Genomic DNA, 26,032 nt, shown 5'->3' with positions numbered 1-26,032 from the left:
GACGGCGTCACAAAACAATGCGTCACCCCCTCCACCGACAACCACTCCCAACGCCGCACCCCCGAACACCCCCGGCGGCGCCACCACCAACCGCGCCCCCACCGAAAACGCCATCAACCACTCGTACACCGACGCATCAAAACTCGGCGACGCCACATGCGACACCACACACCCCGACCACAACCCGAACCGAACCCGCACCTCCTCAACCAAATTCGCCAACCCCCCATGCGTCACCACCACCCCCTTCGGCCGCCCCGTCGACCCCGACGTATACATCACATACGCCGCATCCCCCACCACCAACCGCCGCACCCGATCCCCATCCGACACCCCCGCACCCGACACCCCCTCCACCACCACCACATCATCAACCCGCAACCACTCCACCACCGACGGCAACACCACCCCCGACACCGACAACCCCACCACCGCACCCGAATCCACCAACAACTCCCGCACCCGCACCACCGGCAACCCCGGATCCACCGGCACAAACGCCGCCCCCGACTTCACCACCGCCCACACCGCCACCAACAACTCCACCGACCGCGGCACCGCCACCCCCACCACCAACCCCGGACCCACACCCCGCCCGATCAACACCCGCGCCCACCGATTCGACCACTCATCCAACTCCCCATACGACAACTCCACACCCCCACACGAGACCGCCACACCACCCCGATTCGCCGCAACACCCCCCGCCACAATCTCCGGCAACAACCGCACCCCCACACCCACCCCACCCCGCACCGGCACCAACAACCCACGCTCCACCACACCCAACACATCCACACCGGCCAACGGCGTATCCGGATCGGAGGCCATCACCTCGAGCACCCGGGTCACCCGGCCTGCGATCGCGTCGACGGTGGCCCGGTCTACCAGGTCGGGTCGGTAGTGAAACGTCATGCGCAGCTGCGTGTCCACCGAGAAGGCGACGCTCAGCGGATAATGCGTGGCGTCGACGCCACGCACGTCGACCACCCGGATCCCGGCGAGGTCGGTGTCCTCGGTCAGGCCTCCCCGATCGATCGGGTACGACTCGAAGACGGTCGCCGTGTCGAAACCGATGTCGGGGCCGGCTGCTCGCTGGATGTCGGCGAGCCCGAGGTGATGGTGGTCGAGGAGGGCTGCCTGTTCCGCTTGTGTCCGGTCGAGCAGCCGGCCCAGCGTTTCCCGGGGGTTCAGAGTGATGCGGGTGGGCACGGTGTTGACGAACAACCCGATCATCGATTCGACACCGGACAGGTGCGGCGACCGGCCGGACACGGTGCTCCCGAACGTCACGTCGTGGCGGGAGGTTGCTGCGCCGAGCACGATGCCCCACGCCACCTGCGTCACCGTGTTCAGTGTCGTGTCGCGGGTGCGCGCGAGTGTCGTGAGGTCGGCGGTCAGTTCCTCGGACACGGTGAACCGGGCACTCTCGGGAGGAGCCGACAGCGGCCGTCCCTGTGCGTCGGGCACGAGCAGCGTCGGACCGTCGACGCCGGCGAGCGCGGTCGCCCACGCCGCTCGCGAGTCCGCCGGGTCTCGGCGATGCAGCCACGACAGGAAGTCTCGGTAGGGCCGGGGGCGTGGCAGCGCCGACACGTCCTCGTCTCCGGCCACATAGAGCGCGAGCAGCTCGCGGATCGCCGGCGGCATCGACCATCCGTCGAGAAGGGTGTGATGATTGGTCCACACGAGCCGCGATTCGCGGCTGCCGGTCGTCACGAGCAGGAACCGCACCAGAGGGGCCCGGGACGTGTCGAACGGCTCGGCGCGGTCGGCGGTGAGGACCCGGTCCAGTTCGGCGGTGCGCTCGGCCTCGGGTAGATCCGTGAGGTCGATCTCGCGGAACGGGACGTCGACCGCCGCGGGAACCACCTGGACGAATGTTCCGTCTCGGGCGGGAACGAACGCCACCCGCAGATTCGCGTGCCGCTCCAGCAATGCGTGTGCGGCGCGGCGCATCCGGTCCGGGTCGACGGCGCCTTTCAGGTGCAGTTCCACCTGCACCGTGTATGCGTCGATCGACGGTCTCGCCAGCAGCGCGTGGAACAGCAACCCGGCCTGCAATGGTGCGGGCGGCCACACGTCGGTGAGCGCACCGAAGCGCCGCTCCCATGTGTCGAGGTCGCTCTGGGTGACGTCGACGAGCGGAACGTCCGACGGTGTGAGTCCGCCTGCGTCCCCACCGCGAGCGTGGGACACCAAGGCGAACAACGCTTCCCGCCATCGTGCTGCCAGCCGCTCCACGTCGGCGTGCGCGAGCAGGGTGTCCGGGAAACCGAACCCGACCCGGAGTCGTCCGCCGGTCACGATCGCGTTGACCTCGACGGCGGCAGACGCCGGCATGTCGGGGTCCGGGACGTACCGCAGGTCGCCGAACCCGTCGGCGGGACTCCAGCCGACCGCGGAGTTGCCGTCCGCCGAATCCGGCACCTGACCGAGATAGTTGAAGCTGATCTGCCCCGGTTCCGTTCTCGGCAGGCTGCCTGCGGTGTCCGGATTCAGGTACCGGAGCAGACCGTAGCCGATGCCCATGTCGGGCACTGCCCTGAGTTGTTCTTTCACGCGTTTCACGGCGCTGCCCATGTCGTGGCCGCCGGCCAGCGCGTTGTCGAGGTCGATGCCCCGGAGATCGACGCGGACGGGGAAGACCGTCGTGAACCAGCCGACGGTGCGGGACAGGTCGGCACCGGGCACCACCTGTTGCTCCCGGCCGTGGCCTTCCAACCGGATCAGAGTCGACGTTCCCGGTATTCCCCGCTCCGCTCGCCACCTCGACGACGCCACCACCAGCGCCGTCAGCAGGACGTCGAGGACGCCCCCGTGATACAGCTCCGGCAGGCGTGTGAGCAGAGCGGACGTGTCGTCGCGGGACGTCTCGACACTCACGTCCTGCAGCGCGGTCGCGAGGTCCAGCCCCGGATCGAGGGGGCGGTCGGTGATCGGAGGATCCGGTCCTTCGACGACGTCTTGCCACCACACCAGCTCTGCGGCTCGCTCGCTGCGGGCAGCTTCCTCGGCCAGCGCGTGCGCCCAGCGGCGCATCGACGTCGCCGGTTCCGGGAGGTCCGGCGCGACCCCCGTGCTGATCTGGGACCAGGCAGTTGCGAAGTCGGGCAGCAGAATCCGCCACGACACCCCGTCGACCGCGAGGTGGTGGGCCACCACGATCAATCGGCCTGCCCGGGCCGGGGGCGTGGCGGCAGGCTCCGGGTCGAGCCACACGAACTGGACGACCACCCCGTCGGACGGCCGCAATCTGTTCACGGCCGCTTGGTGCTCGGCGGCGATCAGGTCTGCCACCGTGCCGGGATCGGTCGCCGGGTCGAAGGCGATCCGCCGGACCAATGCGTCGGTGTCGATCTCTGTCGCGGCACGAGTCTCCATCTGCCACTGCCCGTTCGCGCCCTGATAGAGCCGCGACCGCAGCATGTCGTGTCGTGCGAGCACCGCGGTGATGGTCTCGAGGAGCCGGTCCGAGTCGATGCCGCCCGGGAGGTCGAGCAGCACGCTCTGGCTGAACCGCTCGAAGTGTCCGCCGCGCTCGATCAGGTACCGGACCACCGGCGTGGGCGGGAACGTGCCGATTCCGCCGCCCGCGAGTTCGGCGAGCGCAACCGTGGTCTCACCATCCGTGATCTCCGACTCCGCGGCCAGCGCGGCCACCGTCCGGTGCTCGAACACCTGCTGTGGCGTGAACACGAGACCTCGTGCCTTGGCACGGGATACGAGCCGGATCGACAGAATGCTGTCGCCGCCCAGCGCGAAGAACGACTCGTCCAAGCCGACCTGGTCGACGCCGAGCACTTCGGCGAACACCGACGCCAGCGTTTCTTCCGTCGCTGTCCGCGGCGCGCGATGTGGTCCGCGCGCCACGTCCGGTGCGGGGAGTGCGGCACGATCCACCTTCCCACTCGCCGTCACCGGCAACTCCCCCAACACCACCACCACCGACGGCACCACACCCCCCGGCAACACCGACCCCGCAAACTCCACCACCACACCCGGATCCACCCGCACCCCCACCTCCGGCACCACATACCCCACCAACCGACCACCCTCACCCACCACCACCACAGCCGCCCCCACCCCCGGACACGACACCAACACCGACTCCACCTCCCCCAACTCCACCCGCTGACCCCGCACCTTCACCTGAAAATCAGCACGCCCCACAAACACCAACGACCCCAACCCATCCCACCGCACCAAATCCCCCGTCCGATACAACCGCGACCCCACCACCCCAAACGGATTCGCCACAAACGACCCCGCCGTCAACCCCGCCCGCCCCAGATACCCCCGCGCCAACCCCGCACCCCCCACATACAACTCCCCCACCACACCCACCGGCACCGGACGCAACCACCCATCCAGCACCACCACCTCCACACCCACCGCCGGACCACCCACCGTCACCACACCCCCCGCCACCAACGCATCACTGACCGTCGCCTGCACCGTCACCTCCGTCGGCCCATACGCATCGAAAAACTCCCGCCCCGGCGCCCACCGCGCCACCAACTCCGGCCCACACACCTCCCCCGCCACCACCAACACCCGCACCGACCCCAAACCCCCCGACTCCACCGTCGCCAACACCGACGGCGTCACAAAACAATGCGTCACCCCCTCCACCGACAACCACTCCCCCAACGCCGCACCCCCGAACACCCCCGGCGGCGCCACCACCAACCGCGCCCCCACCGAAAACGCCATCAACCACTCGTACACCGACGCATCAAAACTCGGCGACGCCACATGCGACACCACACACCCCGACCACAACCCGAACCGAACCCGCACCTCCTCAACCAAATTCGCCAACCCCCCATGCGTCACCACCACCCCCTTCGGCCGCCCCGTCGACCCCGACGTATACATCACATACGCCGCATCCCCCACCACCAACCGCCGCACCCGATCCCCATCCGACACCCCCGCACCCGACACCCCCTCCACCACCACCACATCATCAACCCGCAACCACTCCACCACCGACGGCAACACCACCCCCGACACCGACAACCCCACCACCGCACCCGAATCCACCAACAACTCCCGCACCCGCACCACCGGCAACCCCGGATCCACCGGCACAAACGCCGCCCCCGACTTCACCACCGCCCACACCGCCACCAACAACTCCACCGACCGCGGCACCGCCACCCCCACCACCAACCCCGGACCCACACCCCGCCCGATCAACACCCGCGCCCACCGATTCGACCACTCATCCAACTCCCCATACGACAACTCCACACCCCCACACGAGACCGCCACACCACCCCGATTCGCCGCAACACCCCCCGCCACAATCTCCGGCAACAACCGCACCCCCACACCCACCCCACCCCGCACCGGCACCAACAACCCACGCTCCACCACACCCAACACATCCACACCAGCCAACGGCGTATCCGGTGCCGCGACCGCGGCGTCGAGAATGTGGGCGAGGCGCTGGGCGTCGCCGGGGCCGTGCACGTCGACGGTCCAGGAACCGTCTCGGTCGTCGACTTCCACGAACACCCCGCCGCCGGTGGAGTCCCACCGCTTCACGACGGCGACGGCACCCTCACCGATGCGCTCGACGCCGAGGTGTTCGCGCATTCCGCCTGCGACCGGCCACGATTCCACCGGACCATCTGCGGACGCGAGGAACCGGTGTCTCCGGGATCTCCGGAGTTGCAATCCCACGTTCCGTGTCAGCGCGTCGAACGTGAGTTGCGGTGCGAGGGACAGCCTCACGGGCGTGGTGGACCCGTGCGACCGGTGCCCGACCAGCACGTCCTCGACACCGGTGCGGCTGTGCCGGTACACCGCCAGCGCCGCGAGCAGGACGGCGGCGGAACCACCACCACTGCGCCGTGCGAGCCGCACGAGCGCGCCGTCGGCGGGAATGGTGAACGGGCCGGGATTCCCCTCTTCGGCGATCGGTCCGGACGGGGTCTCGTGTCGCGGCGCTCCGGCGAGCAGGTGCTCCCAGTAGCGGCGATCGTCCGCCCAGGAGTCGCTCTCGCGGTATCGCGCATCGGAGGTCAGCGGGACGGAGGGCGGCACGAACGGCCGGGACTCCGGCGGCGAGGTGGGAGCGGCTTCCCCCGTCTCGTAGGTCTCGGCGGTGCGGCGGACGATCGCCGTCATGCCCGGTTCGTCGTTCACCAGGCGGTGGTAGCGCTGGAACCACCCGTATCGGCCGCGCGGAAGCCGGAACAGGACGTGCACATACAGCGGTCCGGTTCCGGGGTCCATCGGCCGGTTCAGCTCGTGGTCGATCCACGTCGTCACGAGCCGGCCGGGATCGTCGGACGCGGCGGCGTCGAGGACGTCCGGGCCGGTCACCGCGGCGCCGGCGACCTGTCCGGGTTCCGGGCCGTCGAGCACGAAAGTGGTGTGCAGGCCGTGGCATTCGGCCAGCGTCTGCTGCAGTGCCCGGCAGAACCGGTCTTCGTCGAGCGGCCCTTCGAGTTCGAGATACTGTCCGAAGGAGGAATCGGGCAGGTCGGCGCGGAGCACCGCGAGCTGATCGTAGGTGAGGGGCAGCACCTCACCGGTACTCATGGAATCCTCGCCCGGTCTTACGTCCGAGATGACCGGCCTCGACCAGGGCGACGAGCGCTTCGGGCGGGTGGTAGTGGTCGTCGCCGGTCAACTCGCGCAGCGCGGTCATCGTGTCGTGGACGTTGTCCAGGCCGATCAGGTCCGCGGTCCGCAGTGGTCCCATCGGGTGGCCGAGGCAACCTTCGAACAACGCGTCGGTGGTGTCCGCGTCGGCGATACCGTCGCCGAGCGCGGTTGCCGCCTCGGCGATACACAGCATGAGGACACGGTTCAGCAGGAATCCGGGACCGTCGCCGACGACGATGCCGGTCCTGTTCAGCGAGGCGAGGAGCGCCAGCGCACGGTCCAGCGACTGCGGCGACGTCCGCGGCCCCCGCACCACCTCGACGGTGTCCTTGAGCGGCGCGGGGTTCATGAAATGCAGTCCGACCACCTGTTCCGGTCTCGTCGTACTGTCCGCGAGACGGTCGACGGGGATGCCGGAGGTGCACGACGCGAGTAGCGCGGCGGGTGCGCACACACGGTCCAGTTCGGCGAAGACCTTCTCCTTGAGATCGATTCGCTCGGGGACGCATTCGATGACGACGGCGGCGTCCCGCAGATCGGTCATCTGCCCGGTCCAGTGCACCCGCGCGGCGACCTCGGCGGGTTTCGGACCACCGGCCCGGCCGAGGAGTATCGCGAGCCGCAGCGAGTCGCGCATCCGAGACCGGGCCCGCTCGACAGCCTGTGGGTCGGGATCGACGACGATCACGTCGTGGCCGGCCTGCGCGAGACATTCGGCCACCCCGGCGCCCATGGTCCCCGCCCCCACCACACCGACGCTCATCGCACTGTCTTCACTCATCGCGCCGCCTCCGTCGAGAAGCCTGTGTCGTCCTGATGCACGTACTCCATCGCCACCTCCTGGGTGGGCAGGTCGGGATGAGCCTCGAGTCCGGCGAGCAGCCGCCGGAGGTCGGTGAGCATCGCGGTAGCGGTGCTCCGGTCGAAGAGGTCGGTGGCGTAGTCGAGTTCGAGGGTGAGTGCCGTGGGACCGCGGGTCCACGACAGTCCGAGTTCGACGGGCGACGGGCCGGCCCGATCGTCACCGCCGTCGCGCTCCCCGTCGCAGCGCACCGGGAAGTGCTGCACCGCCGAGTCGGCCGCGCGAGGGTCCGCGGAGAGCTCCCCGCGTACGGTCTCCACAAGCTCCGGGTAGGTGGGTTCGCCGGACAGGTCCACGGCGACGAGTCGCGGCGGTCTCCCCGGCCCCGCGACGGTGCCCACCGCCACCTCGTCCTGCGCCGTGTACCAGGCGAGGAGCGTGAGCCAGGCGGCGAGCAGTTCCGGGTGACCCGGCTGTCCGTCGAGCGTCGCCGTCACCCGTGCGGTCGAGTAGCTCGGCGGTTCCGCGCCGGTCGAGGGCTGCCGGGGCCGGTCGGCCGGGACCAGGGGCGGTGCCACCAGTCGCGCCGCCGGCGTTGGGGCTGCGTCGGTCAGGAACATGGAAATGGGTTGTGTGCGGGGCGCTTCCGCGACACCCTCGAGGAGGCGGACATACTCGGCGCACAGCGCGGCGGCAGTCCGCTCGGTGAACAGTTCCGTGCTGAACTCGAGCCCGGCCGCCATGCCGTCCTCGCCGCCCCGCTCCGTGGTGACGAGGGTGAGATCGAACTTGGCCGTGCCGGACGGCACCCCGCCGAACGCGATGGCCGCGGGGTCCTCCTGGTCGAACAGCGTCTCCGTGAGCCCTTGCTGCGACTGCAGCGCCGGCAGTTCCTGGTGGACGTGGCAGACGTCGAACAGGGGTGTCCGGCTCAGGTCCCGGTCGCCGGTGAGTGCGGTGACGACGCGGTCGAACGGGATCTCCTGGTGCTCGAGGGCGCCCAGCACGACATCACGCACGCGGGCGCACAGCTCGGTGATGCTCGGGTCCCCGGACAGGTCGGCGCGCAGTGCCACCGTGCTGTTGAAGTACCCGATCATGCCGGACAGTTCCGGCCGGTTACGCCCGGTCGTCGGTGTCCCGACCACGAGGTCGCGCTGGCGGCTGCGGCTCGCCATGAGGAGGTAGAACGCGGAGAGCAGCACCACGAACAGCGACACGGACTCCCTCCGCGCCACGGCCCGCAGGCTCCGTGTCAGGTCCTCGGAGACGGTGAACGTGTGGAACGCGCCGGTGAAGTTCTTCCGTTCCGGGCGCGGGTGGTCGGTGGGCAGCCGGAGCACCGGCACATCCTCCAGAACGGTTCTCCAGTATTCGAGTTCGGAGTCGAGCGCGGCACTCGCGATCAGTTCCCGCTGCCACAGGGCGTAGTCCCAGTACTCGACGGGGAGCGGGGCGAGGTCGGCGCGGCGACCGGCTCGGCGTGCCGCGTACAGGGCGGGCAGTTCCTGTTCGAAGATCCTCGGCGAACCCCCGTCGTTGACGGAATGGTGGGTGGTGACCTGCAGGACGTGCTCGTCGGGGCCGATCCTGATGAGCAGTGCCCGCACAAGCGGGTCGGTGGCCAGGTCGAACGGTGCCACGGCGGCCTCGTGGACGAGGGCCCGGGCCGCGGCCACCGGATCCGGTTCGCCCGACACGTCGGCGGTGCGGAAGAAGTCGCCGAGGGATTCGCGGATCCGCAGTTCCGGCTCCCCGTCGACCTCGACGTAGTTGGACAGCAGCACCCGATGCCGCGCGGCGAGGTCGTCCCACATTCCCCGGACGGCGGATTCGTCGATCGGCCCGTGCAATTCGCTGACCATCGGGAGGTTGTAGATGGTCGTGACGGCGTCGAGTTGATGATGGAACCACATGCGTACCTGACCGAACGACATCACGTGCCGCCCCCGCGGCACGATCGGGGGTAGCCCACCGGACGCGGACGTGCCGTCCGCGAGGAGTGCGGCGAAGTCTGCGACCTTCGGCCGCTCGTAGAGGTCGATGAGTTTGGGCCGGACCCCGTACCGGTCCGACACCCGGTCGACGAGTTGCATGCCGATGAGCGAGTTTCCGCCGAGGTCGAAATAGTCGTCGTCGGCGCCGACGTCCCTCTCGCTGTGGAGCAACTCGCGCAGTGTCGTCTGCAACCAGTCGAGGCTGTCTTCCGGCGCGGCCGTCACCGCTCGGGTGCTCGGTTCCGCCGAGGGATTGTCCGGCGCGTCGGCCCAGTCGGGTTGGCCCGGGAGGTCGAACCAGCACCGCGAGCCGCGCATCGGATGGCCGGGAAGTCGCACTCGCCAGGCGGAGTCGTCACCGCGGTCGACGGCCGCCCAGTCGAGGTCGATTCCCCGCTCGTACAGCCCGGCGAGGAGGTGTGTGACCGCGTCGGACGTGTCCGGCGCGCGGAGTATTTCGGCGTCCGGCGTGTCGCGGAGAGCGTCGGCGAGCAGCGCGCCGAGGCGTCCCTCCGGGCTCGGCTCCACGAAGACGACGGGTCCGTCCGCGTGCATTGCCTTCGCGACCGCGACGAGCCGGTCGGTGTCGATCGAGGGGTCCACGGCCGCGGCGGCGATGTCAGCAGCCTCCACCGCCGACATCGTGTCCCGCAGATACCGGGCCGCGTACCGGGACACGCCGCCGCTGAGGACGGCGTCGACGGTGACTCCCGCGGCCCGGAGTTCGCGGTGGACGGCGATCTGGCCGGCGAGGAGGTCCGCCTCGGCGCCGGTGGCGGGAAGCTCCGACGGCAGGGTGCGGCCGCGCAGTGCGGGCGGCATCCGATCGGGCGACAGCAGCAACGCCACGGCGGGGCGTTGCCGGGTGAGCGGTGCGGAGTCCTCGCCGCGGGCGTCGAGTTCGGCGGCGCGGGCAGCGAGCGACTGCGCGAGTTCGGCAATGCTGCGCGCGCGCACCGCCACCCGGTGGTCGTGGTGCGGGCGGCCGCGATTGAGGGTGAAGACCACATCGTCGAGGTCGTGCCCGCGGATGGCAGTCGCCAGTTCGGCACACAGCGTGGCGAGGGCGCCCACGCTCTTCGCCGACACCCCGACCAATCGAGTCGTAGTGCTGGCGCGGGATCCGGCGGCACGCTCCGGCGGCTGTTCCACCACGCAGTGTGCGTTGATGCCGCCGAGGCTGAACGAACTCACCCCCGCCCGCCGGGGTCCGGTCTCGTCGCTCCACGTCCGGGCCTCGGTGACCACCTCGATTCCGTTGTCCGCGAGGTCGACTCCACCGGTGGGTCGTTCGAAGTGCAGCGACGGGTACAACTCGCCGTGCTCGACGGCCAGGATCGCCTTCACGAGGCCGGACACCCCGGCGGCGTGGTCGAGGTGACCGATGTTGGTCTTCACCGAACCGATCGGCAGTACGCCGGGACGGCCCCGGAACGCGGTCGTGATCCCTTCGAGTTCGACCGCGTCGCCCAGTGGGGTTCCCGATCCGTGGGCCTCGAGGTACCCGGCATCGTCCGGGGTGAGGCCCGCCTTCTGCCAGGCCCGGGAGATGACGGCCACCTGCGCCCGGGCGCTCGGGGAGCTGATCGTCGCGGACGAATGCCCGCTGGACACCGTTGCGGTGCCACGGATCACGGCGTGGACCGGGACGCGGTCGGCGCGGGCGCGGGCCATCGTGGTGAGGAGGAGCGCCGCCCCGCCCTCCCCGACCGCGGTGCCGTCCGCGTCCGCGTCGAACGCGCGGCAGCGCCCGCCGGGTGACATCAGTTCCGCGGATCCTTCGGCCATGTCCGCGCGGAGGCCGTTCACCCGGAGACTGACTCCGCCCGCGAGGGCGAAGTCGGCGTCACCCGACCGCAGCTCCCGGCAGGCGTGGTGCACCGCGATGAGCGACCCGTTGCACCCCGAATCGACGGCATAGCAGGGTCCGGTGAGGCCGAGCTGGTACGCGATCCGGGCCGGTACGGCGAACGGAACGTTGCCCAGGGTGCTCAGCACTCCCGGTTCCGCCCACATCGCCGGATACGTCGAGGTGGCGGCGCTGAACACCACTGCCGTCGCGCTGTCACGGAACTCCGCCACCGAGTAGCCGGCGTCCTCGACCGCCTGATACGCGAGGACGAGTGCCAGACGCTGCTGCGGGTCGATCAGCGACGCTTCCCGTTTCGACAGGGTGAAGAAGGCGTAGTCGAACGTGGAGATGTCCTCGACGAAACCCATCGCGTGGTAGTGGGAGGGAGGTCCCAGCCCGGTCTCCTTCGCCCGTGACCGCGACAGCGGACGTACCGAATCCCGGCCCGCCGCGAGGTTGGCGCGGAACTCCGCCAGGTTCGCGGCCTCGGGGTAGCGCGCGGCGATGCCGACCACGGCGATGTCGTCGTCGCCCGGCGTGGGATGTCGCATGGTAATGCCTCCTCCCGGCTGCTCAGAACTCGTAGGTGGCGGGCGCGGACGCCTCGCCCGTGTCGGTGGACTGCGAAATCGCCTCGGCCTGCGCCGCCACGGTGACGAGGTCGAACAGCTGGCCCACCCGCAGCGCTCCGGGCCACCGCTCGTCGAGACGACGCTGCAGTTCCACGACGCGATGCGAGTTGCCGCCGATGTCGAAGAACCCGTCTTCCGGACCGAAGTCGTCGTGCCCCAGCACCGCCGCCCAGTGCTCGGCGACCGACCGTTGCAGCGCGGTCCAGCGTTGCCGCGACTCGACGGGCGCAGGCTCCGCCTCGGAGACGAGTGCGCGCAGCGCGTTCTCGTCCACCTCGCCGTCCGCCGTTCGCGGGACCGCACCGAGTGCGACGAACCGCGTCGGAACCGATCGGGCGTCGAGCCGCCCGGCGCTGAACGCCCGCAGGTCCTCCGCCATCGGTAGCACGGCTGCCGCGGCCGCCGGGACCCAGAAGGCGGTGACGCCGGCCGCGGTCGTGAGGACAACCGCCTCGCGGACTGCCGGGTGGCTCTCCACGACGTCCGTGACCGACCGCGCCGGAGACCCGGTGGCGCCGACGCTCAGCAGTCGTCCGGACCGGTTCCACCGCGCGAGCGTTCCCGTCCGGACCATCCGGGCGCCTGGGGCGCCGAACGGATTCGCCACGAACGTCGTGGCCGCCGCCCGCGCCGAGGTGTGGTGCTCCCGCGTATCGGCCACGTACACGGCGCCGGTCACGCCTTCGGGGATGAGCTGCAACCGGGGATCGAGCACGACGGTCTCGGCCGCGGCACTCCATTCGCGAATCCGGGTGCGCTCGTCCGGGGCCAGCACGTCGACGTCTCCGACGGCGACACCCGGATCCGCGACGAATGCCGCGAGGATCCTGGTGAAACGATCGGCCAGGGACTGCACGGTCGCCGCATCGAAGAGGTCGGTGGCGTAGGTGAATCCTGCCGTCATCCCTTCCGGTGTTCCGGAGTCGTCGTACTTCTCGCGCACCGTCAGCTGCAGGTCGAAGAGCGACACCTCGACGTCGGGTTCGAGGACTTCGGCCTCCAGGTGCGGGAGCGCGAGATCGGGGTGCTCGGTGTTCCGGAACTCGAGCAACACCTGGAACAGGGGTGAATGCGACTGGGACCGAGGCGGGTTCAGCGCCTCGACGACCCGCTCGAACGGCACGTCCGAGTGGGCGTAGGCCGCGAGGTCGGTCTCGCGGACCCGTGCGAGCAGATCCTCGAAAGTCCCCGACACGTCGGTCCGCAGGACGAGCGTGTTGACGAACATCCCCACCACGTCGTCGAGGACGGCCTCGCCGCGGCCGGCGACCGGCGACCCGATCACCACGTCGCCGGTACCGCCCGAGCGGGCCAGCAACACGGCGAGGGCCGCGTGCACGACCATGAACACGGTGCACCGCCGGGTCCGCGCCAACGCCACCGCGTCCCGGTGCACGTCGGCTCCGATCGCGAACGTCACCCGGTCGCCGGACGCAGAGCGCCGCGGCGGGCGGTCACGGTCCGTCGGCAACGCGGTCACGGCCGGCGCGTCGGAAAGGGTGGATCGCCAGTAGTCCAGTTGGCGCGACAGCAGGGAGTCCGCATCGTCCGCCGAGCCGAGGAGTTCCCGCTGCCACACGGTGTAGTCGGGGTATTGCACCGGCAGCGGCTCCCATCCCGGCGTGCAGCCCTCGGTCCGCGCGGTGTAGGCCGTCATCACGTCGCGGGCGAGCGGAACCATGGAGAACCCGTCGGCCGCGATGTGGTGCACCACCATGACGAGGACGTGCTCCCGGTCGCCGAGTGGGAACAGCCTGGCCCGCATCGGGACTTCGGTGGCGACGTCGAAGCCCGCGGACACGAGTTCCGAGATCTGTTCGCGTACCGGATCGGCGGACGTCGACACGGTGAGCTGCGCGACGTGGCCCGCACCGACGATCACCTGAGTGGGTCCCGAATCGCCGTACGGGTACCGGGTGCGGAGCGATTCGTGCCGCTCCACCACGTCGGCGAGCGCGGCGGTCAGTGCGTCGACGTCGAGGTCACCCGACAACCGGACGATCATCGCGACGTTGTACGCGGGCGAGGACGGGTCGAACTGATTGAGGAGCCACATCCGGTGCTGCGCCCACGACAGCGGCACCGGGTCGGGGCGCCGGGGCACCGCCACGGCGGGCCGGGCCTCGCCGCCCGCGGTCTCGCGCGCGATCCGCGCCGCGAGCGCCCGCACGGTCGGGGTCTCGAACACGTCCCGCACACCGACATCCGTGTCGAGCGCGGAGTTGATCCGCGCGACCACCTGCGTCGCGGTCAGCGAGTTGCCACCGGACGCGAAGAAGTCGTCGTCGGCACCGACGACACCGCCCCCGAGGACCTCGGCGAACACGTCGGCCACCGCGGACTCGAACGGTGTGCCGGGTGCACGGAAGATGCGGGGCGCGAATTCGGGGTCCGGCAGCGCGTGCCGGTCGACCTTGCCGTTGGCCCCCAGCGGCAGCCGGTCGAGGACCGTCACCGAGGCCGGCACCATGAAGGGTGCGAGCACGGATCCGGCGAACCGCAGCACCTCGGTCGTGTCGAGGTCCGCGCCGTCCTCCGCCGTGACGTATCCGGCGAGGACCGCCTCCGCAGCGGGCGTGCGGCGGACGACGACCACCGCCTGCGCGACACCGGGGCAGCGGGTGAGCGCCGCCTCCACCTCCCCCGGCTCGACCCGCTGGCCGCGCAACTTGACCTGGAAATCGTTGCGGCCCAGATATTCCAGCCGCCCTTCCTTCGTCCACCGCATCAGGTCGCCGGTGCGGTACATGCGGGAGCCGGGGTGGTCGAACGGGTTCGCCACGAACGAGGCGGCGGTCGCTCCTGCCCGCCGGTGGTAGCCGCGCGCCAGCCCCTCCCCGAGCACGTACAGCTCACCGACCACACCGACCGGCACCGGACGCAGCCACTCGTCGAGGACGAGTTCGCGGACACCGCGCATCGGGTGGCCGATCCGCACGGGGTCGCCGGGTGTCATCGGGTCGCCGATGTTCGACATCACCGTCGTCTCCGTCGGACCGTAACCGACGAGCAGGGTGCGCCCGGACGCCCAGCGAGCCAGCAACTCCGGCGGGCAGCGTTCGCCGCCGACGACGAGCGTGCGGAGCAGGCGCAGTCCTCGCGGGTCGATCGTGGCCAGGACCGCCGGGGTGGTGAACGCGTGCGTGATCCGCTCTGCCGCCAGCAGCTCCGTCAGGGCGGCGCCGCCGTACACCTGGGGCGCCGCGATCACCAGTCGCGCACCGGCGCCGAACGCCATCAGGTATTCGAGCATCGTCGCGTCGAACCCGGGGGACGCGAGACTCAGGACGCGCGAGGCGTTCGTCGTCGCGTACCGGGCGCGCTGATCGATCGTGAAGTTCTGCAACCCCGCATGGGGGATCACGACGCCCTTCGGTGCCCCCGTCGACCCGGACGTGTACATCAGATACGCCGGATGGCCTGGTCGCAGCGGCACGACCCGGTCGTCGTCGGCGATCGGACGGGACTCCCAACGCCGCGTCGGACCCGGATAATCCAGGAGCAGCCATTCCACGCCGTCCGGCATCCGGTCGCGCTGTTCGGCGACGGTGAGTCCCGCGACCGCCCCGCAGTCGGCGAGGATGTCGGCGATCCTCCCCGGCGGCAGACTCGGATCCACCGGCACGAACGACGCACCCGACTTCGCCACCGCCCACACCGACACCACCAGTTCCACGGACCGGACGAGCCCGATCGCCACGTGGTCCTCCGGTCCGATTCCGCGGCGGATCAACACCCAGGCCAGGCGGTTCGACCAGTCGTCGAGTTCGCGATACGACATCACCGCGTTGCCGTACGACAGCGCGACGGCGTGCGGGTCCCGGGCGGCCGCGGCGGAGAGGATCTCCGGCAGCAGCCGGGTCGTGCCGGTGGGCCGCCCGCGCACTGGGACGAGTGCCTCGCGTTCGCCGGGGGACAGCAGATCGAAGTGGGCCAGCGGAACGTCGGGGTCGGCGACCATCGCGTCGAGGAGCCGCACGTATCGTTCGGCGAACTTGCGGACGGTCGCGGTGTCGAAGATGTCGGTGGCATAGGTGAATCCCGCGCTGATCCCGGCGGGTTCCCCGTCCTCGCCGAATCGTTCGGCCAGGGTCAGCTGCAGGTCGAACGTGGAGACGGAGACACCGAGGTCGATTTCCTCCACGTCCAGTTCCGGCAGGCTCGGGGTGGGCCGCACGACGTCCTGGAATTCGAACAGCACCTGGAACAACGGCGCGTGGGCCGTGGTGCGCGGCAGAGCGAGTGCCTCGACCACCCGCTCGAACGGCACCTCCGCATGCGCGAACGCCTCCAGATCGCGGTCCCGCACGGCGGCGAGCAGCGCGGCGAACGAGTCGGCGCCGTGCACGGGGGTGCGCAGTGCCAGGGTGTTGACGAACATCCCCACCAGGTCGTCGAGCACGGCCTCACCGCGGCCCGCCACCGCGGATCCGATCACCACGTCGGTGGTGCTTCCCAAGCGGGACACCAGTACCGCGAACACCGCGTGCGTCACCATGAACACGGTCGCATCGTGTTCTCGCGCAAGGGCTACCACCTTCCGGTGCAGGCGCTCCCCGATGTCGAACGACTCCCGCGCGCCGGCGAGCGACCGGTGTTCGGGACGTGCGCGATCCATCGGCAGGTCCGTCACGACCGGCGCATCGGCGAGCGCGGAACGCCAGTACCCGAGCTGGCGGGACATCAGGGAGCCGGGATCGTCCTCCGATCCGAGCAGTGCCCGCTGCCAGATGCTGTAGTCGGCGTACTGCACCGGAAGCGGCACCCAGTCCGGCGCGTGTCCCCGCGCCCGGGCGGTGTACGCGGACGTGATGTCCCGGGCGAGCGGGCCCAGCGACAGCGCGTCCGCCGCGATGTGATGGACCACGAGGGCCAGGGCGTGATCGTGTGGTCCGGCCTCGAGCAGGTGCGCCCGCAACGGAACCTGCGCGGTCACCTCGAAGCCCGCCGACAGCGCCGCCGCGAGCCGGTCCCGCAGGTCGCTCTCCCCCGACACCGTGACCGCGCGGAGACCGGGCACCGCGTCCGCCGCCGGGATCACCGACTGCACGGGCGTGTCGCCCCGCATGGGGAAGATCGTCCGCAACGCCTCGTGCCGGTCCACGACGTCGGTCAGCGCCTTGTGCAGCGCCGCGACGTCGAGGGGGCCGCGCAACCGGAAGGCCGCCGCGATGTTGTAGGCGGGCGACGTCGTGTCGAACTGGTCGAGGAACCACATCCGCGTCTGGGCAAGGGACACCGGCGCCGCCGCGGATCGGTCCGTCGCCACGAGCGGCGGCCGGTCGGCCGAGTCCGCCCGGCTCACCCGAGTCGCCAGCGACCGCACCGTCCGCGCCTCGAAGACGTCGCGCACTCCCACACCCGCACCGAGGACACCCTGGATCCGCGCCACGACCTTCGCCGCGATCAGCGAGTTGCCGCCGAGCGCGAAGAAGTCGTCGTCGACGCCGACCGCGCGCACGCCGAGCAGCGCGGCGAAGATGACGGTGAGCGACTCCTCGACGGGAGTGGCCGGTGCCACGAATTCGGCGCGAGAATCCGTGACGGGCGCCGGAAGTGCCGCCCGGTCCACCTTCCCGTTGACGGTCAGCGGCAGCCGCTCGAGGACCGTCACCGAGGCCGGGACCATGTACGACGGCAATGCGCCTCCGGCGAATTCGAGCACGGCCTCCGGGTCGACGATCGCACCCGCCTCGGGCACCACGTACGCCGCGGGCGCCGGGCCCGTCACCGGATCCTCGTGCAGGGTCACCACTGCCTGCGCGACCCCGGCACACCGGCCCAGCACCCATTCCAGTTCGCCGAGTTCCACCCGGAACCCGCGGATCTCGACCTGGAAGTCGTCGCGTCCGAGGTAGTCGAGACCCCCGTCGCGTCGCCACCGCACGACGTCCCCGGTCCGGTACATCCGGGCACCCGACGCATCCGCGACGAAGCGGGACGCCGTGAGCCCGGCGCGGCCCAGGTAGCCGCGCGCGACCTGCGGTCCCGCCACGTACAGTTCGCCCGCCACACCAACCGGCACCGGATGCAGCCGCGCGTCCAGCACCGACACCCGGAATCCGGGAATCGGCCGCCCGACCCTGCTTGTCCACGCGGCCGCGGCGAGCCCGCGACCGAGCGGGAGGTGCGTGACGTGCACCGTCGTCTCCGTGATGCCGTACATGTTCACGAGCACGGGCGCACCCTCGTCGCGGCGGGAGTACCAGCGCTCGAGTTGCCCGAAGTCGAGCGCCTCGCCACCGAGCACGACGTACCGCAGCGGCGGTGTGCCCGCGCCGTCCTCCGCATCGGCGACGTCGATCAACTGCGAGAACGCCGTCGGGGTCTGGCTCAGCACCGTCACCCGCTCGCGGCGCAGCAGCGCGAGGAACGCGGCGGGCGACCGGGTGGTGTCGAAGTCGACGACGACGAGCGTCCCGCCGTGCAGAAGCGCGCCCCACAGCTCCCAGACCGAGAAGTCGAATGCCGGGGAGTGGAACATCGTCCACACGTCGGTGTCCCCGAACCGGAACAGATCCCGGGTGCTCGTGAAGAGCGAGACCACGTTGCGGTGTGACACCGCAACGCCTTTCGGCCGGCCCGTCGATCCCGACGTGTAGACGACGTAGGCCACCGTGTCCGGATCGATCGGTGCCCGTTCCGCGTCGGTCAGCGGGTCGGCGGAGCCGCCGCCGAGATCCGGGTCCGTCGGATCGAGGAGCAGGACGGGGACGTCCGACGCCGGCAGCGCGGTCGCGGTGTCGCGGGTGGCCAGAATGCACATCGGGTGGGCGTCGTCGAGGACGAGCGCCGAGCGCTCACCGGGATGGTCCGCGTCGATGGGCAGGTACGCGGCCCCGGCCTTGACGACCGCCAGGAGCGCGACGACGAGCGCCGCCGACCGCGGCATCGCGACCGCGACCGACGACTCCGGACCCACCCCCAGCGAGAGCAGGCGCCGCGCAAGGCGGTTCGAGCGGGCATCGAGGTCGCCGTAACTCATGCGTTCGCCACCCGACACGACTGCCGCGGCGTCGGGGCTCCGCGCTGCCCGGGCGGCGAACAGCGCACCGAGCGTCGTCTCGTCGGCGGCATCCGCGGGCCGGGACGACCAGTCCCGCAGCAGGGCGCGTTCGGCCGGTTCGACCAGGTCGATGTCCCCGATCACGGCCGACGGATCCGCGGCGGCGGCCTCGGCGGTCCGCACGAACCGCCGAGCGATTCCCTCCACGGTGGCGGCGTCGAACAGGTCTGTCGCGTAGGCGAATCGGGCCGTCGTGTCCGACACCCGCACCCGCAGATCGAGGTCGCCGAGTTCCCCGCCCTGTTCCGAGAATTCGAGTAGCACCTGGAAGAGCGGTGCGTGCGACCCGGACCGCAGCCGGTCGAGCGCGTCTGCGATTCGGAGGGCGGGCACACCGCGGTGTGCGAACGCCTCCGCGGCCGCGACCCGCACCGTGTCGACGTACTCGCCGAAGCGGTCCGAACCGCGCACGTGGGTCCGCACCACCACCGGGTCGGTGTCCGTCCGCCTGCCGATGACGACGTCGTCGGTCCGGGCCGATCGTGCCAGCACCAGCGCCAGCACCGCATGGATCACGGTGGCGGCGTCCGTGCGGTGTGTGGCCGCCCACGCTTCCAGGCTGCGCCGCAGATCCGGGTCGAGTGCGACGTCGACGGCGGCGCTGCGATGGGACGGCCGTGCGGGCCGCGGACGGTCGGTAGGCAGGTCCAGCACCGGGGGCGCGTCCGCCAGTGTGCGCGTCCAGAAGTCGAGCCGGGCCGTCTCCTCGTGGACGGTGCTGAGCGCGGTGTCCGCGTCGGCTGCGACGAAATCGCCCAGCAGTCCCAGGAATTGCCGGTGATGCGCGTCGACCTCGTCGGCGTCGTACCGGTTGGGGTTGGCCAGGAAGTGAACGAAGGTCCGGACCGGCGTGCCGCTCCGGTACACGTTGACGAGCAGGTCCTCGACCGGCCCGGACGTGACGATGTGGTATTCGCCGACGAGCGACCCGAGAGCGAGTTCCTGGTGGAAGAGCATGACGTTGACCATCGGACCCGACAGTGTCTCCGCCGCAACGGCACCCGCGTCGCGCCGGATGTCGCCGAGCCCGAAACGCTGGTGTCGCAGCGAGCCCATCAGGTCGAGTTGCACCCGCTCCACCAGCTGCCCCACCGTGTCCTCGGGGCGGATCTGCACGGGAAGCGGCACGACACCCGCCACCATTCCGCCGGACCGTCGCAGGGTCGCGGTGGTGCGCGCCGACACCGGGATCTTCACGAGCACGTCCCGGCGTCCGGTCGTCCTCGACAGGTAGCAGGCGAACGCGGCGATGATCTTCGCGGTCCCGTGGGCGCCGGCGTCGCCGAGCGCACGCTCCGCCGCGTCGGGCAGGGGCGCGGTGACGTCGGTGCTCGTGGCAACCGCGGGCCCGGTCCGCCGGGCCAGGGTCGACCCGGGTCCGAGGCCGCCGACCCGTTCGGCCCAGAACTGCCGGTCCGCGGCGAAGCGGCTCGACGACCGGTACTGCTGGTCGGCGTCGTACAGATGCCGGGGGTCCACGGCCTCGTTGGGCGGCAGTTCCCGGTCGAGCACCTCCGCGGTGTAGCGGGACGCGATGCGGTTGAGCATCGTCATCGCACCGTAGCCGTCCAGGGCGACGTGGTGAATCTTGCTGTACCACAAGTAGTGCGCGTCGCCGACGCGAAGAATCGACGATTCGACGAGGCGGTCGCGAGTCGGATCCAGTGGGGTCTCGCAGTCGGCGCGGATCCATCGACGGGCGGCCTCCACCGGTTCGGCGTCCCCGCGGAAGTCCATCAGGCCGATCGACCGGTCCGCCGACGGATCGACCAGTTGGAACGGCTGACCGCCCCTGTCGATCAACCGGAGAAAGGGCGACCCGAATTCGTCGGCGGTCGCGACGGTGGCCTCGCGCAGGAGGTCGACGTCCAGGTCGCCGTGTACCTCGACGTACTGGGCGATGCACAACGGCACGTCGGGGGCCAGTTGCTGGGCCAGCCACGCCTCGTATTGGGCCGAAGACAGCGGGAACGGTGCGTCCGCGCGGCCTGCGGCCTCGGTATGGTGCTCACGCAACGCCACCACCTCCGCTCTGCAGCAGCCGGCGCAACGCCGCCTCGTCCACCTTGCTGCTCGGTGCGAGCGGAAGGGCACCGAGCGCGAGGAAGCGGTCGGGCACCGCCTGCGCGACGAGCCGCCCGGCGCAGTGCGCGATCAGGTCGCGCGGTGTGGGCAGTACGGTCGCCGCGGCCGCGGGCACCCAGAACGCGGTCAACACCGTCTCCCCGTGTTCGTCGGCGGTCGCGAGAACCACGGCCTGGTGTATCGCGGGGTAACTCTCCAGGACCGCCTCCACCGCGTGTCTCTCGACCCGGGCGCCGCGCACTTTCACCTGTCCGTCGAACCGGCCCCGGAATTCGATGTCGCCGTGCGGATCGACGCGCGCGAGGTCACCCGTGTGATACATTCGGGCACCCGGCCGCGCCGCGAAGGGGTCGGCGACGAAGCGGGCCGCGGTGGCAGCCGGGCGGGACGCGTACCCCTCGGAGATCTGCGGACCGCCGATGTACAGGTCCCCGACCGCTCCGTACGGCACCTCGACCAGTTTCGCGTCGAGGACGTACGCCGTGCTCGCCCCGAGTGGTCTGCCGATCGGCGCGATCGAGGCGGGCACGTCGCGCACCGGATGAGCCAGGCAGCTGACGGTCGTCTCGGTCGGACCGTACTCGTTGCTCAGCGGGACCCCGGACAGCACCGCTCGATGCTGTTCGACGAGCGTGCCCGGAAGGGCTTCTCCCGCAAGCGTCACCAACCGCAGACGTTCGCGCAGCGGGGTGAGATGCGGCAGCAGCAGCCGGTAGAAGGAGGGGGTCGCGACCAGGTGGGTGGTCCGCCACGTCCGGGCGAGCGCGGCGACGGCCTCGGCGTCCATCAGTTCGCGGGCGTCCGGGAGCACACTGGTGCCGCCGGTGCACAACGCCCACAGGGTTTTCAGCAGGGAGCCGTCCCACGTGAGGCGGAACGCGGAGAACGTGACGAGGTCGCCGTCGTCGAAGTCGTAGTTGCGACCGTCGACCATGCTCGCGAGGTTGGCGCGGCTCGCGACGACGGCCTTGGGGACGCCGGTCGACCCGGACGTGGTGATCACGTAGGCGGCGGTGCCCGCGGGCACGTCCTCGGGAAGATCGGCCCGTTCGGCGACGGGCGGGTGGTCGGCGTCCCGGTCGTGCAGTGCGGGAACACGTCCGCCCGCACTCCGGGCGAGTTCCCGGACCGACTCCGGCGACGTCTTCGGATCCGCGGACCCGAAGACGATGGCACCGCAGTCGATGTCGCCGAGGAGCGCGCGGAGTTGACCCACCGGATGGCCGGGCTCGATGACGCACCACGCCGCACCCAGCCGCAGCGCGGCGATCATCCCCACCACCGTCTCGACGCTCTGCCGCTGGTGGATCAGCACCACCCGGCCCGGCCGCACGCCCAGGGCAGCGAGTTGCCGCGCCAGTGCCTCGCTCGCCGAATCGAGTTCGCGATACGTCAGCGTCCGGTCGCCCACCACGATCGCGATCCGGTCGGGAACCCGCGCGCACTGGCGGAGGATCCCGGACATCACCCCACCGTTCGCGACCACGTCCGTCATGGCGCCACGTCTCCCGAGAGGACCGCGACGTGATCGGCGTTCGGTGCGCCGGCACTGCGAACGTCATTGCACAGCAGCAGCATCCGATCGGGGTTCGGGTCGACCACGTCGAAGCCCGCGAATCGCAGGGTCACCAGCATCACCCGGTTGACGTCCGTCGGCACGAACTCGGCGAGCGCCCGCCTGCCGTGGGCGCGTGCCCGCTCGACGACGTGCCGGATCAGCGCGGTCCCGACCCCTCGGGACATCACCCGGCACGACATCAGCAGCAGTTGCAGGACGGAATCGTCGCCGCGGATCTCCGAGACCGCGAGACCGATCGTGCCGTACCCGCCGAATCGGTCGCCGAGCGACGCGACGAGCACCTCGTGGTCGTCCGAGGCGCACAGCCGGCGCAGTTCGTCGATGCCGAAAGTCCGGCCCGTCGTGTTGAGTTGATGAGACCGCACCGTCAGTTCGTGGGCGCGTTCGAGGTCGTCCTCGGTCGCCCGGCGGACCGTCATGACCAGTTCGAGCGAGGCCAGGAACTCGGAGTTGGACCCGTGAAATTCCTGTTCGCTCACCTGACGGATCCGTTCGGCGTGGTACAGCGACCTCCGCTGCCTCGCCTCCTCGGTGACGGCGGGCGGCGTCAGTTCGGGAAGGTCGGGGAACGACGCGATCTGCTCGGCCGGATAGCAACGCACCGGGGGAAGCGCCTCGGACACCTCGGCCCGCTCGACGGGATCGTTGTCGACGAACGCGATGGTGTCCAGACCCAGATTCAGTGTCTCCGCGATGCGGCGCACGGCCTCCGACTTCGGGCCCCAGCCGACGTCGACGGCGCAGAACAGTTCCTCGATGCCGTGCATGCGCAGGTGCGCGGCGGCGGGTTCGTATTCGCCGCGGCTCGCCACGGCGTGCAGGATGCCGCGGCGGTCGAGCACGTCCAGGGCGCGGAGGGCGTCCGCTTTCGGCACCGGGGCATCCTGTTCGAGGACGACGCCGTCCCAGATGGTGTCGTCGAGATCCCAGACCATGCACTTGACCGTCTGCGCCATCGCGATCACTTCCCGTGCCCGGGTCGATCCGGCAGGCGCCGGAGCAGTGCGCTGCTCCAGGCCGCGACCGGGCTGCTGTTCATGATCACGCAGTAGTCGCCGGGCGCCTGTGCGGACGCCGCGCGCTCGAGGTTCGCCGCGACGTCGACCGATCCGAGGTGGCCGAACCGGGCCAGGTTGTCGCGGCAGACGGGATCGATGGTGACATCGAGCGCCTCCTGCCAGAACGCGAACGCACCGAGCGACAGGTTCTGCATGAGGAATACGCCGATCGCGTCCTGCTGCAGCCCGTTCCGGGCCAGCAGGTCCGCGTTGATCTCCGTGAACCTCTTCCGGCTCTCGACCGCGAGGCGGAACGAGTACGTGGGTTCGTCGGCGCATTCCTCGACCCAGTCGGCTTCGCGGACGTCGCGGTAGTCGATGTGGAACAGGTCGGCGTACTTTCCGTCGCTGCGGATCATCTGGTCGACGAGTTCGAAACGCCCGGTCCCCGACGTCGTCAGCAGGACCGCGGCGGCGCCGTCGCCCAGGAGCGTCATCGGCGACCGGTACCGTGACCGGGTCGGTGTCTTCGCCGCAGAGACGACGAGGACGTTCTGGCAACGGGGGTCGCCGCGGAGCAACGCCGACGCGAGCGCGAACGCCGCCGAGACGGACACGCACCCGAGGTCCCCCACACTTGTGGTGAACGCCTGGGTCGCGCCGAGCCGGTGCTGCAGCCGGGTCGCCTCGGATGCGAGCAGATACTGCGGAACCCGGCCCTGGACGAGCAGCAGCGCATCGAGCTGGGTGGCGTCGAGGCCCGCCGTCCGGAGCGCCTCGTCGGCCGCGGCGTGCGCCAGATCCACCTCGGAGAGCCCGATTCCGATCCGCACCGTGTCGATGCCCAGAGACAAGGCGTGCTCGCGCTGAGCGATCGGCAGTTCGTCGAGCTCGGGCAGGCCTGCCACGGTCACCTCGTCGTCCGGGAACCAGAGCGCGACCGAATCGATCGTGACCGGTCGGTCAACGGTCATCGCGCACCTCCCCCGAGCACGTACTCACCGATCTGGAGTTCGGCGACCTCCGTCGCGCCCTCGATGATCTGCATGACCTTGGCGTCGCGGAAGAAGCGACCCACCCTGCTGCCGGGGGCGCATCCCGCGGCCCCCAGCACCTGGACCGCCTGCTGGCTCACCGACGCGGCGACGCGGGCCGCGGCGTACTTCGCGGCGATCGTCGTGAACAGCGCGCTCGGCTCGTGGGCATCGCGTTGTTCGGCGGCCCGTTCGCACAGCGCGCGGGCGCCGGCGGCATCGACCCAGCTGCGACCGACGATCGCGCGGACCGAGTCGTGCTCGGACAACACGGCGCTGCCCTGCACCCGGGTGGAGGCGTGCGCGACGGCGTCGGCGATACACCCGCGCGCCATCCCGGCGCACCCCCAGGCGATGGTGTACCGGCCGTGGTCCAGGGCGGTGCCGACGACGTGGGACAGTCCGAATCCGGGCGGTGCGATCAGGTGGTCCGCGGGGACGACGACGCCGTCCAACGCGATGTGTGCGATCCGGGCGCCGCGCATACCCAGCTGTCCGTGGACCGGTTCGACGGACACTCCGGGTGAGTCCGTTTCGACCAGCGCGGTCGTCAGCCCGGCCTGCGACCGGCCGAGGACGAGCAGTACGTCCGCGACCTCGCCGAACGTGACCCACAGTTTTCGTCCCGAGATCCGGTGATCCGAGCCGTGCTCCTCGAAACTGGTAGTCACAGAGGAGAGGTCGCTGCCGGCGCCGGATTCGGTGGCGGCGAATCCGGCGAGGAGTTCGCCGGTCGCCAGGGCCGGCACCCACTGTGCCCGCTGTTCGGCGGTGCCCCACCGATCGAGGGCGGCGTTCACCATCCCCTGCACGGTCAGCAGCGAGCGCAACGACGTGCAGACCGCCCCGAGTCTTTCTGCGACCGAGCCGAGTTCGGCCGCGTTCAGGCCGAGTCCCCGGCAGTCCGTCGTCCGGTCCAGCCCGAGGACTCCCGCCCGCGCGGCGGCCTCGATGACGTCGACCGGCAGTCCGGTCTCGTCCCAGCTGCCGGCGTCGGTCTCGGCGGAGGCGACAAGTGTGTCGATTCCGATCACGGCGACGCCCCGTCCGTCGCACGAAGCTGCTCGCCCCGCTTTCTCCGAATGAAGCCCGCCACCCGCGTTGCGGTACGGAAGTTGTCGAGATCGAGATCCTCCACCTCGACCACGACGTCGTGGGAGCCCTCGATGTACGTGACGATCTCCAGGGCCCGCAACGAACTCACCAATCCCAGGGTGAAGTAGTCGTCGTCGGGACCGAGTTCCGTCGACGTGATCGAGCTCAGGTACTTCCGTAACTGCTCGACCAGCTCGTCATGGGACCCGGGCACAGGGGCATTTGCTGTGTCCATGCGCCTGGGATTCCCATTTGGACCAGCGTTCAA

8 protein-coding genes and 1 pseudogene are annotated in these 26,032 nt (G+C 70.5%); all 9 read right to left on the bottom strand.

Annotation, left to right across the window (positions count from 1 at the left end):
- Positions 1-129: 129 nt before the first annotated feature.
- Positions 130-6,558 (bottom strand): annotated as a pseudogene (locus tag WKC72_RS11915) (amino acid adenylation domain-containing protein); the annotation flags it as partial.
- Positions 6,545-7,405 carry a 3-hydroxyacyl-CoA dehydrogenase family protein gene (locus tag WKC72_RS11910; protein ID WP_370182703.1) on the bottom strand — a complete coding sequence of 287 codons (861 nt, stop codon included), beginning with the start codon at positions 7,403-7,405 and terminating at the stop codon, positions 6,545-6,547. The pseudogene WKC72_RS11915 and the gene WKC72_RS11910, both read right to left, overlap by 14 nt.
- Complete coding sequence (locus tag WKC72_RS11905; protein ID WP_370184339.1) at positions 7,402-11,832, bottom strand: condensation domain-containing protein; 4,431 nt, start codon at positions 11,830-11,832, stop codon at positions 7,402-7,404. The genes WKC72_RS11910 and WKC72_RS11905 overlap by 4 nt, the downstream gene beginning before the upstream one ends.
- Before the next feature lie 16 nt (positions 11,833-11,848).
- Positions 11,849-20,995 carry an amino acid adenylation domain-containing protein gene (locus WKC72_RS11900; protein ID WP_370182702.1) on the bottom strand — a complete coding sequence of 3,049 codons (9,147 nt, stop codon included), beginning with the start codon at positions 20,993-20,995 and terminating at the stop codon, positions 11,849-11,851.
- Positions 20,982-22,553: an amino acid adenylation domain-containing protein gene (locus WKC72_RS11895; protein ID WP_370182700.1), complete on the bottom strand. Its 1,572-nt coding sequence runs from the start codon at positions 22,551-22,553 to the stop codon at positions 20,982-20,984. The genes WKC72_RS11900 and WKC72_RS11895 overlap by 14 nt, the downstream gene beginning before the upstream one ends.
- Complete coding sequence (locus WKC72_RS11890; protein ID WP_370182699.1) at positions 22,550-23,602, bottom strand: HAD-IIIC family phosphatase; 1,053 nt, start codon at positions 23,600-23,602, stop codon at positions 22,550-22,552. The genes WKC72_RS11895 and WKC72_RS11890 overlap by 4 nt, the downstream gene beginning before the upstream one ends.
- On the bottom strand, positions 23,599-24,609 hold the full coding sequence (locus WKC72_RS11885; protein WP_370182698.1) for a 3-oxoacyl-ACP synthase: 1,011 nt from the start codon (positions 24,607-24,609) through the stop codon (positions 23,599-23,601). Before WKC72_RS11885 ends, WKC72_RS11890 begins: the two co-directional genes overlap by 4 nt.
- On the bottom strand, positions 24,606-25,703 hold the full coding sequence (locus WKC72_RS11880) for an acyl-CoA dehydrogenase family protein (RefSeq protein WP_037230726.1): 1,098 nt from the start codon (positions 25,701-25,703) through the stop codon (positions 24,606-24,608). The genes WKC72_RS11885 and WKC72_RS11880 overlap by 4 nt, the downstream gene beginning before the upstream one ends.
- Positions 25,700-25,999, bottom strand: coding sequence for an acyl carrier protein (locus tag WKC72_RS11875; RefSeq protein ID WP_037230727.1), 300 nt, complete (start codon positions 25,997-25,999; stop codon positions 25,700-25,702). Before WKC72_RS11875 ends, WKC72_RS11880 begins: the two co-directional genes overlap by 4 nt.
- Positions 26,000-26,032: the final 33 nt, after the last annotated feature.

Source organism: Rhodococcus wratislaviensis (assembly GCF_041228765.1).
GTDB lineage: Bacteria > Actinomycetota > Actinomycetes > Mycobacteriales > Mycobacteriaceae > Rhodococcus_F > Rhodococcus_F wratislaviensis.
This window is presented reverse-complemented; position numbering and strand designations above follow the sequence as displayed.